The following is a 14,885-nucleotide window of genomic DNA, read 5'->3' as shown; positions in this document are numbered from 1 at the left end:
CGATGTACATGGCTGTACTAATGTACAGGAGCACAAGGCATATAATCTCAGGGGAGTACTTCAAACGACCGTCTTAACCTTTCGAGGTGGTTGCCATGGGAAAGCACTACCTTCCCAACCTCGCCCAGAGGGATGAAATGCTGAAGGAAATCGGCTTCAGTTCAATTGACGAGCTCTTCTCCGACGTTCCCGAAGGAATGGTCAAAGAGTTCAACCTCCCGGAGGGAAAGAGCGAGTACGAGGTCTTCCTTGAGCTCAACGAGGTCCTCTCAAAGAACAAAACCGTCCTCGAGATGCCGAGCTTTCTCGGAGCTGGAACCTACTTCCACTACGTCCCGGCTCACGTTAAGTACCTCATCGAGAGGAGCGAGTTCCTGACCGCCTACACCCCCTACCAGCCCGAGATAAGCCAGGGGATGCTCCAGGCGCTCTTCGAGTACCAGAGCATGATGGCCGAGCTCTACGGCCTGCCGGTAGTCAACTCCTCGATGTACGACTGGGGGACGGCGATAGCGGAGGCCGCTTTGATGACAGTTAGACTCCACAGGGGCAAGAGGAAGCGCTTCGTGATTCCCAAGGCGATAAGCCCGGAGAAGAGGGCCGTCATAGAAACCTACACCCGCGGTGCGAACCTTGAGATAGTCGAGGTTCCCTGGGACGAGAACGGCCAGCTCGACATCGAGAATCTCAAGGAAGCCGTTGAAAACGCGGCCGGAGTTTACGTCGAGATGGCCAACTTCTTCGGTCTCGTTGAGGAAAACGTTAAGGAGATAGGCGAGATAGCCAAGGAAGCCGGTGCCTACTTCGTCGTTGGGGCCGACCCGACGATGCTCGGAATCTTTGAGGCGCCGGGCGAGCTTGGGGCGGACATAGCGGTCGGCGAGGCATCTTACCTCGGCAACCCCATGAACTTCGGCGGGCCAAGGGCCGGTGTTTTTGCAGTCAGGGACGACAAGAAGCTCATCCGCCAGATGCCGGGCAGGATAATCGGAATGACGAAAGATGCTGACGGAAAGAGGGCCTTCGTCATGACGCTCCAGACGAGGGAACAGCACATCAGGCGCGCTAAAGCTACGTCGAACATCTGCTCCAACGAGGCACTCGTTGCCGTTGCTTCCGCCATACACCTGGCCAGCCTCGGGCCGAAGGGCCTGAAGGAGCTCGGCGAGGTCATACTCAAGAACACCGCCTACTTAAAGAGGAGGCTGAGCGAGGTTGCCGAGATTCCCTTTGAGGGCCTCTACTTCAAGGACGTGCCGGCTCGCTTCGGAAGGCCCTACGGCGAGATACACGAGGTCCTTCTCGCGAGGGGAATCCACGGTGGCTACTACATCGGGGAGCACTTCCCTGAGCTTGGCGAAACCGCGCTCTTCTCGGCGACCGAGACGACGAGGAAGGAATGGGTTGATGCCCTAATCGAGGCCCTCAAGGAGGTGGCCTGAATGTTCCGCCAGGCTAAGTGGGACGAACCCCTCATCTTCGAGCTTTCCCGCGAGGGAAGGGTCGGCTATACGTTGCCGAAGCCGATTGAGGACGTTGATGTCGAAATCCCGGAGAAGCTCAAAAGGAAGAGCACTCTCAACCTTCCCGAGCTGAGCGAGCCAGAGATAGTGAAGCACTACACCCGCTTAAGCGAGATGAACTACGGCGTCGATTCCGGTATCTACCCGCTCGGCTCGTGCACCATGAAGTACAACCCCAAGATAAACGAGGAGATAGCCGGTCACCCCGGGGTCGCCTACGTTCACCCCTACCAGGATGAGAGAACAGTTCAGGGCGCGCTTAGGATAATGTGGGAGCTGGAGCAGTGGCTCAAAGAGATAACCGGCATGGACCGCTTTACTTTACAGCCGGCAGCGGGAGCGAACGGCGAGTTTACAGGTGTTTCAATAATAAGGGCCTACCACCTTGACAACGGCGAACCGCAGAGGGACGAGATGCTCGTTGCCGATTCCGCCCATGGAACGAATCCGGCCAGCGCGGCGATGGCCGGCTTCAAGGTCATCGAGATTCCCTCGACGGAAGAGGGGACGATGGACCTGGAGGCCCTTGAGAACGCCGTGGGCGAGAGGACGGCTGGATTGATGCTCACTAACCCCAACACCCTCGGCATCTTCGAGGACGAGATACTCGAGATAGCGAAGATAGTCCACAAGGCCGGTGGACTTCTCTACTACGATGGTGCCAACTTAAACGCCGTCCTCGGAAAGGTCAGACCTGGAGACATGGGCTTCGACGTCGTTCACCTCAACCTGCACAAGACGTTCTCGACACCGCACGGTGGAGGAGGGCCGGGAAGCGGACCAGTCGGAGTTAAGGACTTCCTCAAGGACTACCTGCCCGTTCCGCTGGTGGGTTACGATGGGGAGCGCTACTACCTCGACTACGACGTGCCCAAGAGCATAGGGAAGGTGAAGGAGCTCTACGGCAACTTCGCGGTCATGGTGAGGGCTCTCGTTTACCTCAAGGTCATGGGCAGGGACGGACTGAAGAACGCGAGCGAGATAGCTGTTCTCAACGCCAACTACCTGACGAGGAAGCTTTTGGGAACGAAGGGCTACGAGTTGCCCGGCAAGACCCTGAGGAAACACGAGACGGTATTCTCAGCCGAACCAATGAAGAAAGAGACCGGAGTTACCGCGATGGATGTGGCGAAGAGGTTGCTCGACTTCGGACTGCACGCGCCGACGGTTTACTTCCCGCTGATTGTGCACGAGGCGCTTATGATTGAGCCGACCGAGACGGTCAGCAGGGAGGAGATTGACGCGTACGTCGAGGCGCTGAAGAGGATAAGCGAGGAAGCCTACACCAACCCCGAGGTCGTCAAGGGCGCTCCCCACAACACCGCCGTGAGGCGCGTTGACGACGTTCTTGCCGCTAAAAAGCCCGTCCTCAGCTGGAGGATGTACCTCGAGCTGAAGGAGAAGGGCGAAGTGGACTACTGAACTGCCCTTTTCTACCCATTTTTGCCCAGAAAGGTTTTTAAAGTTAAAGAGGAAATATGTAATAGAAAACTTACACATGGGTGATTCGTATGACAGTTGGGGTCGGACGTGTTGAAAACACCGGATATGATGTGGGGTTTGATGAATACGTGGTCCCAGTGAGGGGCTTTCTGCTTCAGAGAGGCAAGCTAACCGGGATATACGTGAAGGACGGAATAATCCCGGTCACGGAAGAGCTCCCAAAAGAGGTCCACAAGGCAGTAGTGAAGGGGCGCGTGAAGAAGGAGATAACCGTAAGGGAGATACGGTACGGAGAGGAAGACGTTCTTGAGGTTCTCATAGAGGCAGACTACCAGAGCTGGACCGTCTTCACGACGAGCTGAGGCATAACCACCTCGATAGAGTTCACTGCAAGAAGTTTACCTAGAACTGCATTCTCAAAAGGGGAGCATTTGAACAACACCACAGTGGGCAATGCTTTCCTCTTGATATCATTTGGAGACCAATTTGAGGTCAGCACGCCTGAACGACGGCAACTTAAAGAATTCTTTGGCGTTCAGCGCTTCTTAGAGAAGCCCTCAGAGGGCTCCTTGAAGAGAATTCTTTGAGAGTACTGGCACTTGAGAGTGCAAACTTCTTAGAATTGCATTCTTAGAGGAGAATCACGAACCTTGGTCAAACTTTGCCCAGCAAAGTTTCGATGGAGCCCCGGGCGGGGTTTGAACCCGCGACCTGCCGCTTACCAAGCGGCCGCTCCACCAGGCTGAGCCACCGGGGCGCTGTTGACGTTGATACGATGGAGGGAGCCTTTATAAATTTTTCCCTCCAAGCTTCTCGACGAGACCCTCAAGGACATCCTTGAACGCTGAAGCGTCAATCCACTTGATGCCCATCTTCTGCGCCCACGTCAGGATTCCAACGTCCGCAGAAACTATCGTCGCGTCCAGCTCCTTGGCGAGAAGAATTAGCTCAAAGTCCTCCTTGCTGTCAACGATTCCCTCTCGAAGGGCCTTGCGGTAGTTCCTCCGGAGCTTCTGGATTATCTTGTCCACGTTGTCCGTCTCGACGACGCTCTCTCGAACGGCCTTCTCTGCAACCCTAAGCCCCTTGTCAACCCGCCTCCTTATGTCGTCTATGAGCTCGTAAACGACGAAGGCCGGAATCTTGAGGTCGTGCAGGTTTGGAGGCTTCTTGATGATGTAGAGCTCTATCTCCGGCTTCAGCTCCTCGTCAACGAAGTGCATGACCTCGCGGTAGATGCCCGGCGGCATGTAGAACTCCACCTTCCCGAAGAGCTTCTCGGCGTAGCCCAGAAAGGTCTTCATGGCCTCGGTTGGGTTATCGCCGAAGTCCTTTCGGATTTCGGGGTTGACGAATATGCTCGTGTCGAGGACGAACCTCAGCGTCATCGGCCACCACAAGGTTATTTAGGGTCGGAGCTTTAAAAGGTTGGGTGGAAGCATGAAGGTTGGCGTTGCCTTCGGGGTTAGCGAACTCGCGAATCCGAAGTCGTTTGAGAAGAAGGCCTCCGAGTTCCTCACCGCCCTTGCCGGGGACTTCGACGTCGTCGGCGGTTTTATGCTGAGCTCAAAGGCGGACTTTCGGGAGGCCAAGGAGGAGCTCAACTTCAACGAGGCTGATGCCATAATCCTCTACCCCTTAACGGGTGGGACTGAAGGGTTCCTCAAAGAGTTCTTCGTCTTCAGAAGGCCCACCGTAATCTTCGGCGACCCCTTCAACAACTCCCTCGCCGCTGGAATCGAAATCAGGGAGTTCCTGCGCGAGAGGCTCGTTCCCTCGACTCTTGTCAAGGACATGAACGAGCTCAAGGCCGCTCTGCTCGCATACGAAGACTCCCTCGAAACCCTCGAACCATTCCTCCGGGCCAGGCTCGGCCTCATCGGCAGAGTTTCCCCCTGGCTCGTCAACGAGAAGTTTGAGCTCCCCTACACGAGGATTAGCCTCAAGAAGTTCTACGAGTACTACGATAAGGTGAGCGATGAGGACGGCTGGAAGGTCGTTGAGGAAATCTTTGAGCGGGCAAGCGAGGTGAAGGAACCCGGAAAAGATGCCTTAGCGAAGGCCGGAAGGATATACCTTGCAATCAAGGAAATCCTACGCGATTACAGGCTCGATGGCTTCACGATAGGCTGTTTCGACCTCATAGGCAAGCTCAACGCCACGCCATGTCTGGCCCTCGCAATGTTCAACGCCGAGGGGATTCCGGCCGGCTGTGAGGGCGAGCTGAACTCGCTCCTAGGGATGTACATTGTGAGGAAGTACTTCGATAAGCCCGCCTTCATGGGCAACGTTGCGGACTTCGGGGAGAACTACATCATACTCGCCCACTGCACCGCGCCCCTGCTCTGGCGCTACCGCCTGAGGAGCCATTTCGAGAGCGGTATCGGCGTTGGCGTTGACGTCGAGTTCCCAAAGGAAAAGGCGAGCCTCTTCAAGGTTCGCGGAAGGCGCGCGGTTGTTGCCGGTGTTGATGTTGTCGGCAACGAGCACCTAGAGAACAGATGCAGAACGCAGGTGAAGCTCAGGATTGAGGATGCCTCCGAGTTCCTCGACGGAACGCTCGGAAACCACCACCTGCTGGCCTACGTTGATAGCGAAGAGCTTGCCGATTTACTCAGCGAGTTGGGCTTTGAGGTTATGCTTTACTGATTTTCTCCTTCGATTCATATACCAAAAGGTTATAGCCACAAACGTTCTAAGTTTTAGGGGGTGAGAGCTATGAGGCCAGCCCAGGCCGCGATAGAGTACCTTTTCATGATTGCACTCGCGCTCACGATGGTCCTTATAGCCGTCAGGCTCATGCACAGAACCGCCCAAACAGCAGCTGAGAACATGAACCGGGCAAATAAAGAAATAGTGGAGATACTCCAGAACATGACGAACAGTCAGCCCTGAACCTTTCCAAGCATTCCCAGCGCGAGCAGTCCGAGTCCAACCGCCACCGGTATTGGGTGGAGTGAGGCCGCGATAAATGCCACCACAACTATCGCTATTCTGTAGTACGTCTTAAGGTGTCCCTTGAGCCAGCCTGTAAAGCCGACCGACAGCATGTATAGCACGAGTATCGTGGCGAACAGGTCGTAGACCACTGTTCCAACCATCGTCGGTGTCCAGTCCTTGACTGTTATTATGAACATCTCCGGGTGCGTGAAGTAGATGTAGGGACCGATGTATCCTGCAACCGCGTAGCGAACGGCGTTGAGGGCTGTTTTCCAGAAGTCACCGCCTGCTAAGGCCGAACCCGCGTAGCTGGCGAGCGCCACCGGCGGCGTTATGTCCGCGAGTATTCCGAAGTAGAACACGAAGAAGTGCGCCGCGAGGAGGGCTATGGCTGTTCCAAAGCCCGGAACCGGCTGGTTGTATGGGTAAACCGAGCTGACGGCCTGATATATTGCCGGCGCCATGACGAGTGAGGTTATGATGTAGTTCGCCGTTGTCGGGACGCCCATTCCGAGTATCAGGCTGAAAATCATCGTGACTATAAGCAGGAGCCAGAGGTTTCCGCCCGTGAGGTCCGCCAGACGGTAACCGAGGGAGTTGGCAAGGCCGGTTATCGTTAGGGAGCCCTGTATAAGTCCAGCGCTCGCGGCCGCGAGCATGACCGCTGTGCTCGTTTTTCCGGCCTCTATCATTGACTCGTAGGTCGCCGAGAACATCTCCTTTCCGTCGCGCGTCTTCGATATTGCTCCAACGATTAGCGAGAAGATTATTCCGAAGATTCCCGTGAGGAAGAGAAGGTTCTCCTTGCTCATGCCGATTGCCTGGTTGAAGGCTATGAAGAGCAGGAACAGCGCCGTTATGTAGAACTTCTCGTTGAACTCCACTTCCTTCTTCAGCGCGCCGAGGACGAAGAGGAGGGCCGTTAGGGCGACGAGGATGGGGTAACCCTTGCCTGCGAACATTATGAACGTTCCGATGAGGACTATTGCCACGTAAAGCGCCTCGTTACCTCTAATCTCGTCCTTGGAAATCCATGCGACCCAGATTGCTATTCCTAGGGATGATATTGCCGCGATGTGAGCAGGGATTCCCCAGACGAGGGCGACCGTTATGACGGCTATCGGCAGGAGGATGTAGCTCTTCCTCAGGAAGTAGCGTATCGGCTTGAAGTGCTCCTTGGGCATACCCTTAAGGCCGAGCCTCTTGGTTTCCCTGTCTATGAAGAGGTAAACGCCCGAGTAGTAGACGAGGGCAGGAATGACCGCGGCGATGATTATCTTGTTGTAGGGCACTCCAAGGAACTCCGCCATTATAAACGCCGCCGCACCCATTATCGGGGGCATCAGCTGGCCACCGGTAGATGCCACCGGCTCAACGGCTCCCGCTATTTCTGGCGGATAGCCGGCCTTTTTCATGAGCGGTATCGTGAAGGTTCCAGTGGTAAGGACGTTGGCGACGCTCGAACCGCTGACGGTTCCCATGAGACCGCTCGCTATGACGGCGGCTTTGGCCGGGCCTCCGGGGCGGGAACCGAAGAGGCTTATCATGAACTCCGTTATATAGTCGCTTATGCCTATTTTGAGCAGGAATGCTCCGAAGAATATGAAGGCGAAGACGTAAATCGTCATGACGTAGAGCGGTGTCGCGAAGATTCCCTCGCTGGCGAGGTACATGTGTTCCGTGAAGACCATCCAGTTGAAGTTGATGTTCTGGATGGCATAGCCAAGGAACACTATGACTACCAGGGGGAGAACCCAGCCTATCACCCTCCTCGTGGCTTCGAGGACGACGAGTATCGCAAGGAGCGCGAAGATTACGTCCTTCTTGTAGACCGTTGCTGTTTCAGCGTAGCTCGGATACCTGAAGAACAGGTAAAACATCGTTATCAAACTCAGGGCTATGAAAACGTAGTCAATCAGTCCAACGTTTTTGAACCTCTCAGAGCGCCGGAACGGGTAGAGGAGATAGGCTATGATGAGAATCATCGCCAGAACGAAGGCCTCTCCCTGCTGGCTCTGGAGCGTGTAGAGCAGGAAGTTGAGCTTTATTCCAACGCGGGAAAGCATGTCGTAGAGGGCTCCGTTGAAGTTGAAGATGAAGAGAATCTCGTATATTCCAATGAGCACCGCCGATACCGTCACGACCATTTCAAGCTTTGGGGGCAGTTTTCTCGTCCTGCTTATTACCTCCTCAAGTTCCTCAACTTCCACATGCTTCTCTTCCAAAGTTAACACCTCCCTAAGGCTGTGAGAATCAGGGGGCACCTCTCAACCCGGAAATGGACGAGCCCCGGGGTCGGTGGCCTGATTACAGACGCGTTGTTCACGACGATTTGAGGCCGGTTGAAGGGTATGAACCAGTAGTCGAGGCTCTTCCCGAGTGGCTGGTCGATGACCTTGTAGTAATAGTCGCCCTCCCTCCCCTGGATGTCCTCCGGAAGGCCGGCCCCAAAGTCCTTCCAGAGCATCTTCCTGACGAACATCCCGCTTGAGTTGACCTCGATTACCTCGATTACCTCGCTGTGCTCCACACTGTGGTTGTACTCAATCCTGAGCCAGACCTCACCGAGGTGATAAACGTACGAGGATGATTTAGTCGTTATCACCAGGGAATTAACAGGAAAAACGGCTGTGACGAGGAGTATGATGGCAAAAAAGAAAAGGGCCCTTTTCAAGACCCTCACCCGCTCGGTGGCTTGATGTTGTCAGGGACGTTGAGGCCCTTCTCCTCATAGTACTTGTAGGCACCTGGGTGGAGCGGTATGCTCATACCGTCGAGGGCCGTATCGAGGCTTATGTACTTGGCCTTCTGGTGGACTGCGCGGAGCTGGTCAACGTTGTCGAAGAGCACCTTGGTCATCTCGTAGACGACGCTCTCCGGAAGGTCGGCGCTGACGACGAGAATCGCCTTGACGGCGAGGGTTGGAGTATCCTCGGTCATTCCCTTGTAGGTGTCCTTCGGGAGAACCTGCCTGACGTAGAAGATGTAGCCCTCACTCTTGAGCTTGTTGAGGATATCGTCTGATATCGGGATGACCCTAACGGGCGTTGTAACGGCTATCTGGGTTATGGCCGGAGTCGGAGCTCCGGAAACTATAACTGCCGCGTCAATCTGGCCGAGCTTGAGGGCCTGGGCGGCCTGGCTGAACTTCTGGTTGACCTTCTGAATCTTGTCCCAGACGCCGGCCGCCTTAAGAATCTGTTCGGCTGCAACGGCCGTTCCGCTTCCCGGGGCACCTATTGCGACTTTCTTTCCGGCCAAGTCCTGAAGGCTCTTTATGTCGCTGTCCGCCCTAACGACGAACTGAACTGTCTCAGGATAGAGTGCCGCGACACCGCGAAGCTTCTTTATCGCGCTTCCCTCAAACATGTAAAGGCCGTTGTAGGCGTAGTAAGCCACGTCGTTCTGCATAATCGCGGCCTGGGCGTTGCCGTCGCCGATTGCCTTGGCGTTAGAAACGCTTGCACCGCTCGTGACGGCCTTGGCATTTATTCCAGCCTTGTTAAGGAGCTCCGCGTATTTGGAGCCCAACGGGTAGTAGACTCCACTGGTTCCTCCAGTGTAGATTGTTATAGTTCCTGTGTAGGTCGTTTCCCCGGACGTTCCCGAGGTTCCGGTCTGGGTTTCTGTCGAGCTCTGCCCGCCAATACAGCCGGCGACGACCATTGAGAGAACCAAAACGGCCACAAGGGCCAGGGTTGTTAACTTCTTCAAACCACCCACCTCCACATCAATGTGCACAATATGGCTATATGGCCATATTAGTCTATTAGTGTACTTTCCCTTTTTAAATAGTTTGCGTTACAACTTCGAAAAACCTGCGGCCCATGGTTTATTGTTATTACTCAATTTTCGAAGGTGAATGGATATATTTTGCACATTCCCGCGGCTATCGCCATAACGTTTTATAACCTCCCCACTAACCTGGCCCCGGTGGAAGCCATGAAGGTCATCATGACCACGAAAATCGACAGGGCTTCAATGAACATAATGGAGAAGCTCATTGAGAACTTCAGGTTCAAGGAAACCGACATGGTCTTCGACGGTAACCCCGTTTACAGGAGCGGTGAGACGCTAATACTCACGACCAACGACGAGATGATTTACTACGACAACCTCGACAAGGCCATAGAGGCTCAGCTCGGTTTTATGCCCGAGGTGATAGCCTTCGCCTCCAGGCATTCAAGCAAGCAGAAGTTGCCTGCCCTGACGACCCACGTGACGGGCAACTGGGGAAAGGCCATGTACGGCGGGAAGGACGAGAGCCTAGCGATAGCGTTGCCGAGCGCCATGAAGCTTGCCCTCCTCAAGATGAACGAGCTGAACGACCTCGGCTGGACCGTCTGCTACGAAGCAACACACCACGGGCCGAGCGAGCTCGAGGTTCCGAGCTTCTTCATAGAGATTGGTTCGAGCGAGGAGGAGTGGGCCAACGACAGGGCGGGCGAGATAATAGCCGAAACAATTGTCTACGTCCTTGAGAACTACGAAAAAGCCAAGTTCAAGGTTGCCATCGGAATAGGCGGCGGTCACTACGCGCCGAAGCAGACGAAGCGCGCCCTTGAGACCGACATAGCCTTCGGCCACATAGCCCCGAAGTACGCGCATCCCCTCTCCCGGGAGATGTTCCTGAAGGCCATTGAGAGAACCGCCGAAAAAGTTGAGGCGATATACGTTGACTGGAAGGGAAGCAAGGGTGAGACGAGGCAACTCGCAAGGTCGCTGGCGGAGGAGCTCGGCCTTGAGTTCATCAGGGACTGAGCCGAAACCTTTAAAGAGACTACGGGCCAGTTAAGTTCAGTTTCGGGTTAGCTAAGTTTATATACCACTCCCATACAAACTCCAAAGGGTGTTAAACTCTTCGGAGGGTGAAAAGATGCTGAAGCTGATTGAGGACGCCATTGAGAGAACCTCGGCGGCCCAGCCCAAGGCCGTTCCGGAGGTTCAGCCCCAGTCGGACATAGATGAGGAGCTTAAGAAGCTCCTTGAGCAGATTCAGGCCAAGATATACGTCGTCGGTGTCGGCGGTGCCGGTTGTAACACCGTTAACAGGATGATGCAGGTTGGAATCGAGGGCGCTAAGATAATCGCAATCAACACCGATGCACAGGACCTTCTCAAGATTAGGGCCCACAAGAAGATACTCATCGGAAAAGAGCTTACCAGGGGCCTTGGTGCAGGCAACAACCCCAAGATGGGTGAGGAAGCCGCGAAGGAGAGCGAGAGGGAAATCAGGGAGGCCCTTGAAGGCGCGGACATGGTCTTCATCACCTGCGGTCTCGGTGGAGGAACCGGAACCGGCGCCGCGCCGGTCGTTGCCGAGATAGCCAAGAAGATGGGTGCACTCACCGTTGCGGTGGTTACCCTTCCGTTCACCGTTGAGGGCATAAGGCGCATAAAGAACGCTGAGTACGGTCTCGAGAGGCTCAGGAAGAACACCGACACCGTCATCGTCATACCGAACGACAAGCTCATGGAGGTTGCCCCGAACCTTCCAATTCACATGGCCTTCAAGGTCGCCGACGAGATACTCGTCCAGGCCGTCAAGGGCATCACCGAGCTCATCACCAAGCCTGGCCTTGTCAACCTCGACTTCAACGACGTAAGGGCCGTCATGAAGGACGGCGGTGTTGCGATGATAGGCATCGGCGAGAGCGACAGCGAGAAGAGGGCCCTCGAAGCGGCACAGCAGGCACTCAACAGCCCGCTTCTCGACGTGGACATAAGCGGTGCCAAGGGCGCTCTGATAAGCATCAGCGGAAGCGACGTCAAGCTCGAGGAGGCACAGCAGATTATCGAACTCGTCACCAGCAAGCTCGACCCCGAGGCGCAGGTCATCTGGGGTATCCAGCTCGACGAGGAGCTCGGCAAGATGATTAGAATCCTCCTCGTTGTCACCGGCGTTAGCTCGCCGTACGCCGTCGCCGAGGAAGAGGAGAAGTCCTACTTCGGTGAAGAAGAGAAGAGAACCATCAAGCTCGACCTCGACGAGCTTTGAATCCTTTAAACTTTTAGAGGGGTGAAGGAAGTGACGAGCACCATCGAGAAGATTAAAACGTTCCTCTCAGAGTCCAAGAGGGTACTCCTCGTTACGAGAAAGCCGGGAATGAAGGAGTTTAAGCTAGCCGTCAAGATTACCGGCATTGGAATGATTCTCATAGGCCTCATAGGCATGCTCATCAGGATGGTCGGTTACTTCATCACGGGCTCGTGAGGGTTGCGCCATGAGCGAGGGAAAGATATTCACCGTCAGCGTTACCGTGGGCCAGGAAACCACGACCGCGAACCTCGTTTACAGCAAGGCTAAGACCTACAACATCCCTATTCAGGCCATCCTTGCGCCAAGCAAGGTTAAGGGGTACATATTCGTGGAGGCCCCAAACAAGAGCGCCGTTGACGAGGCCATAAGGGGAATCCGCCACGCGAAGCGCGTTCTCCCCGGCGAGATTCCCTTCCACGAGATAGAGCACTTCCTCGAGGAGAAACCTGCCGTCAGCGGCTTCGAGCCCGGCGACATCGTCGAACTCATAGCCGGCCCGTTCAAGGGTGAGAAGGCCAAGGTCGTCAGGGTTGACGAGAGCAAGGACGAAATTGTCGTCGAGCTCATAGGCTCAATCGTCCCGATACCGGTCACGGTGAGGGGCGAATACGTTAGACTTATAAGCAAACGCCAGAAGGAGTGACAGGCCCGAGACAAAAGTAAAGGTGGTGAGATGAATGCCACAGGTTGTCGAAGTCCTCGTTGAAGGTGGAAAGGCCACACCCGGACCCCCGCTCGGTCCGGCCATCGGTCCCCTCGGACTGAACGTTAAGCAGGTCGTTGACGAGATAAACAAGGCCACCAAGGAATTCGAGGGAATGCAGGTTCCCGTCAAGATTATCGTTGAGGACCCCAAGAAGAAGACCTTCAGGATTGAGGTCGGTATTCCCCCGACCAGCCAGCTCATCAAGAAAGAGCTCGGCATTCCGAAGGGCTCAAGCGAGGCCGGCCACACTCCGGTCGGGAACCTCACCATGGAGCAGGTCGTCAAGATAGCCAAGATGAAGATTGACCAGATGCTCGCACCGAACCTCAAGGCTGCGGCCAAGGAAGTCATAGGAACCGCCCTCAGCATGGGCGTTACGGTTGAAGGCAAGGACCCAAGGGAAGTTCAGAGGGAGATTGACGAAGGACTCTACGACGAGATTTTTGAGAAAGCCGAGGAGTGAGGGAAAACTTTAAAAATCCCTCCTTTTAGGCATCTTTGACTTTTTCGGCTCAAATCGAAAACGAAAGGGAGGGCTGTAAATGGCCTTCGACAGGCAGAAACTCGTGGAAGCGGTGAAGGAGGCGAAGGCCCGGGCTAAGCCGCGCAACTTCACACAGACCGTCGAGATAGCAGTCAACCTCAAGGATATCGACCTCCGCAAGCCGGAGAACAGGTTTAAGCTTGAGGTTGTACTGCCCCACGGTCGTGGGAAGGAGCCAAAAATCGCGGTCATCGCTGATGGTGCCGTGGCTGAGGCGGCTAAAAAGCTCGGGCTTGATGTGATTAGTGGAGAGCAGCTTGAGGAGATAGCGAAGAGCCCGAGGGAAGCGAGGAAATTAGCGAAGCGCTACGACTTCTTCATTGCCGCAGCTCCGCTGATGCCCAAGATAGGTAAGTACCTCGGTAGGTACCTCGGTCCGAGGAACAAGATGCCGCAGGTCGTTCCGCCGACCATGACCAACCTCGAGCCGATAGTTGCAAGGCTCAAGAAGACCGTCAGGATACAGCTCAAGAACAACCCGGTTGTCCACGCCCCGATAGGCACCGAGGACATGGACGACGAGAAGCTCGCTGAGAACGCCGAGGCGGTTCTCAACGCCATCATCAACAAGCTCGAGCGCGGAGAGAACCAGGTGAAGTCAGTGTACGTGAAGACCACAATGGGCCCGGCCGTTAAGGTTGAGAGGTGAGGGAGATGGCCCACGTAGCCGAGTGGAAGAAGAAGGAAGTTGAAGAACTCACCAAGATTATCAAGAGCCACCCAGTGATTGCCCTCGTTGACGTGGCCGGTGTCCCCGCTTACCCGCTCAGCAAGATGCGTGACAAGCTTCGCGGGAAGGCCCTTCTCAGGGTCAGCAGGAACACCCTCATCGAGCTGGCCATAAAGAGGGCCGCCCAGGAGCTCAACAAGCCGGACCTCGAGAAGCTCGCCGACTACATCGAGGGAGGAGCGGCGATACTCGCCACCGAGATGAACCCCTTCAAGCTCTACAAGCTCCTCGAGGAGAGCAAAACCCCCGCCCCGGCCAAGCCCGGAGCGGTCGTTCCCAAGGACGTCGTCATTCCAGCCGGACCGACCTCGATTCCACCGGGCCCGCTCGTCGGTGAGATGCAGGCCCTTGGAATCCCCGCGAGGATTGAGAAGGGTAAGGTTAGCATTCAGAAGGACCACACCGTCCTCAAGGCGGGAGAGGTTATAACCGAACAGCTCGCGAGAATCCTCAACGCCCTTGGTATCGAGCCCCTCGAGGTCGGTCTCAACTTGCTCGCCGCTTACGAGGACGGCATTGTCTACACCCCGGACGTCCTCGCGATAGACGAGCAGGAGTACATCAACATGCTCCAGCAGGCGTACATGCACGCCTTCAACCTGTCGGTTAACACCGCCTATCCGACCAAGCAGACCATCGAAGCCATCATCCAGAAGGCCTACCTTGGAGCCAAGAACGTTGCAGTCGAAGCTGGCTACATCACGCCTGAGACCATCGAGGACATCTTTGGCAGGGCTCTCCGTGCCGTCCTGCTCATAGCGCAGAACCTGCCCGAGGAGTTGCTTGACGAGAAGACCAAAGAGCTTTTAAACGCTCAGGCCCAAGTGGCCGTTGCCGCGGCTCCTCAGCCAACCGAGGAGAAGGTTGAGGAGGCCGAGGAGGAAGAGGAAGAAGAGGAGGCATCCGAGGAGGATGCGCTCGCCGGACTGGGCGCCCTCTTCGGCTGAATTACTTTCCCT

Annotated in this window: 16 protein-coding genes and 1 tRNA gene; 12 read left to right on the top strand and 5 right to left on the bottom strand. The window is 55.5% G+C overall.

Annotated features, from left to right (window positions below; all coding sequences use genetic code 11):
* Positions 1–95: 95 nt before the first annotated feature.
* The 3 genes from gcvPA to BD01_RS00265 all read left to right on the top strand — a co-directional run bounded on the left by gcvPA (position 96) and on the right by BD01_RS00265 (position 3,328).
* Positions 96–1,442 carry an aminomethyl-transferring glycine dehydrogenase subunit GcvPA gene (gcvPA, locus tag BD01_RS00275; protein WP_042688734.1) on the top strand — a complete coding sequence of 449 codons (1,347 nt, stop codon included), beginning with the start codon at positions 96–98 and terminating at the stop codon, positions 1,440–1,442.
* Positions 1,443–2,945 carry an aminomethyl-transferring glycine dehydrogenase subunit GcvPB gene (gene gcvPB / locus BD01_RS00270; RefSeq protein WP_042688731.1) on the top strand — a complete coding sequence of 501 codons (1,503 nt, stop codon included), beginning with the start codon at positions 1,443–1,445 and terminating at the stop codon, positions 2,943–2,945.
* An 89-nt stretch (positions 2,946–3,034) separates the two neighbouring features.
* A complete protein-coding gene (locus BD01_RS00265; RefSeq protein ID WP_042688729.1) occupies positions 3,035–3,328 on the top strand; it encodes a hypothetical protein in 294 nt (97 codons plus the stop codon).
* A 318-nt stretch (positions 3,329–3,646) separates the two neighbouring features.
* On the opposite strand, the gene BD01_RS00260 is transcribed toward BD01_RS00265, so the two are convergent.
* Positions 3,647–3,723 (bottom strand) — tRNA-Thr (locus BD01_RS00260).
* A gap of 31 nt (positions 3,724–3,754) precedes the next feature.
* A complete protein-coding gene (locus BD01_RS00255; protein ID WP_042693053.1) occupies positions 3,755–4,348 on the bottom strand; it encodes an RNA ligase partner protein in 594 nt (197 codons plus the stop codon).
* Positions 4,349–4,406: 58 nt separating this feature from the next.
* Here BD01_RS00255 and BD01_RS00250 point away from each other — a divergent pair, with 58 nt between their 5' ends.
* Both BD01_RS00250 and BD01_RS11120 read left to right on the top strand, forming a co-directional pair.
* Positions 4,407–5,615, top strand: coding sequence for a hypothetical protein (locus BD01_RS00250; RefSeq protein ID WP_042688726.1), 1,209 nt, complete (start codon positions 4,407–4,409; stop codon positions 5,613–5,615).
* Between the two features lie 69 nt (positions 5,616–5,684).
* Positions 5,685–5,861, top strand: a complete 177-nt coding sequence (locus BD01_RS11120; protein WP_084606304.1) for a class III signal peptide — start codon at positions 5,685–5,687, stop codon at positions 5,859–5,861.
* Here the strand turns inward: BD01_RS11120 and BD01_RS00245 are convergent.
* The 3 genes from BD01_RS00245 to BD01_RS00235 are packed head-to-tail and all read right to left on the bottom strand — an operon-like array spanning position 5,852 to position 9,620.
* On the bottom strand, positions 5,852–8,131 hold the full coding sequence (locus BD01_RS00245) for a TRAP transporter permease (protein WP_051482135.1): 2,280 nt from the start codon (positions 8,129–8,131) through the stop codon (positions 5,852–5,854). The genes BD01_RS11120 and BD01_RS00245 overlap by 10 nt on opposite strands.
* Positions 8,132–8,133: 2 nt before the next feature.
* Positions 8,134–8,589: a DUF1850 domain-containing protein gene (locus BD01_RS00240; protein WP_245599248.1), complete on the bottom strand. Its 456-nt coding sequence runs from the start codon at positions 8,587–8,589 to the stop codon at positions 8,134–8,136.
* On the bottom strand, positions 8,586–9,620 hold the full coding sequence (locus BD01_RS00235; RefSeq protein ID WP_042688721.1) for a TAXI family TRAP transporter solute-binding subunit: 1,035 nt from the start codon (positions 9,618–9,620) through the stop codon (positions 8,586–8,588). The genes BD01_RS00240 and BD01_RS00235 overlap by 4 nt, the downstream gene beginning before the upstream one ends.
* A gap of 228 nt (positions 9,621–9,848) precedes the next feature.
* On the opposite strand from BD01_RS00235, the gene BD01_RS00230 reads away from it, so the two are divergent.
* The 7 genes from BD01_RS00230 (at position 9,849) to BD01_RS00200 (ending at position 14,873) form a co-directional block, all read left to right on the top strand.
* Positions 9,849–10,667, top strand: coding sequence for a D-aminoacyl-tRNA deacylase (locus BD01_RS00230; protein WP_042688718.1), 819 nt, complete (start codon positions 9,849–9,851; stop codon positions 10,665–10,667).
* 115 nt (positions 10,668–10,782) lie between these two features.
* Positions 10,783–11,904 carry a cell division protein FtsZ gene (gene ftsZ / locus BD01_RS00225; protein ID WP_042688716.1) on the top strand — a complete coding sequence of 374 codons (1,122 nt, stop codon included), beginning with the start codon at positions 10,783–10,785 and terminating at the stop codon, positions 11,902–11,904.
* 30 nt (positions 11,905–11,934) lie between these two features.
* The gene (locus tag BD01_RS00220; RefSeq protein ID WP_042688714.1) at positions 11,935–12,120 is read left to right on the top strand and encodes a protein translocase SEC61 complex subunit gamma; all 186 of its coding nucleotides are present in this window, start codon (positions 11,935–11,937) and stop codon (positions 12,118–12,120) included.
* A gap of 10 nt (positions 12,121–12,130) precedes the next feature.
* Positions 12,131–12,589 carry a transcription elongation factor Spt5 gene (locus BD01_RS00215; RefSeq protein WP_042688711.1) on the top strand — a complete coding sequence of 153 codons (459 nt, stop codon included), beginning with the start codon at positions 12,131–12,133 and terminating at the stop codon, positions 12,587–12,589.
* Positions 12,590–12,623: 34 nt separating this feature from the next.
* Positions 12,624–13,115 (top strand): 50S ribosomal protein L11, encoded by a 492-nt coding sequence (locus BD01_RS00210; RefSeq protein ID WP_042688709.1) that lies wholly within the window; start codon positions 12,624–12,626, stop codon positions 13,113–13,115.
* A gap of 79 nt (positions 13,116–13,194) precedes the next feature.
* Positions 13,195–13,845 carry a 50S ribosomal protein L1 gene (locus BD01_RS00205; protein ID WP_042688706.1) on the top strand — a complete coding sequence of 217 codons (651 nt, stop codon included), beginning with the start codon at positions 13,195–13,197 and terminating at the stop codon, positions 13,843–13,845.
* 5 nt (positions 13,846–13,850) lie between these two features.
* Positions 13,851–14,873, top strand: a complete 1,023-nt coding sequence (locus tag BD01_RS00200; RefSeq protein ID WP_042688704.1) for a 50S ribosomal protein L10 — start codon at positions 13,851–13,853, stop codon at positions 14,871–14,873.
* The last annotated feature ends 12 nt before the right edge of the window (positions 14,874–14,885 follow it).

This window comes from Thermococcus nautili, from assembly GCF_000585495.1.
GTDB lineage: Archaea > Methanobacteriota_B > Thermococci > Thermococcales > Thermococcaceae > Thermococcus > Thermococcus nautili.
The sequence above is the reverse complement of the archived record's forward strand: the minus strand, read 5'-3'. Positions and strand labels throughout refer to the sequence as shown.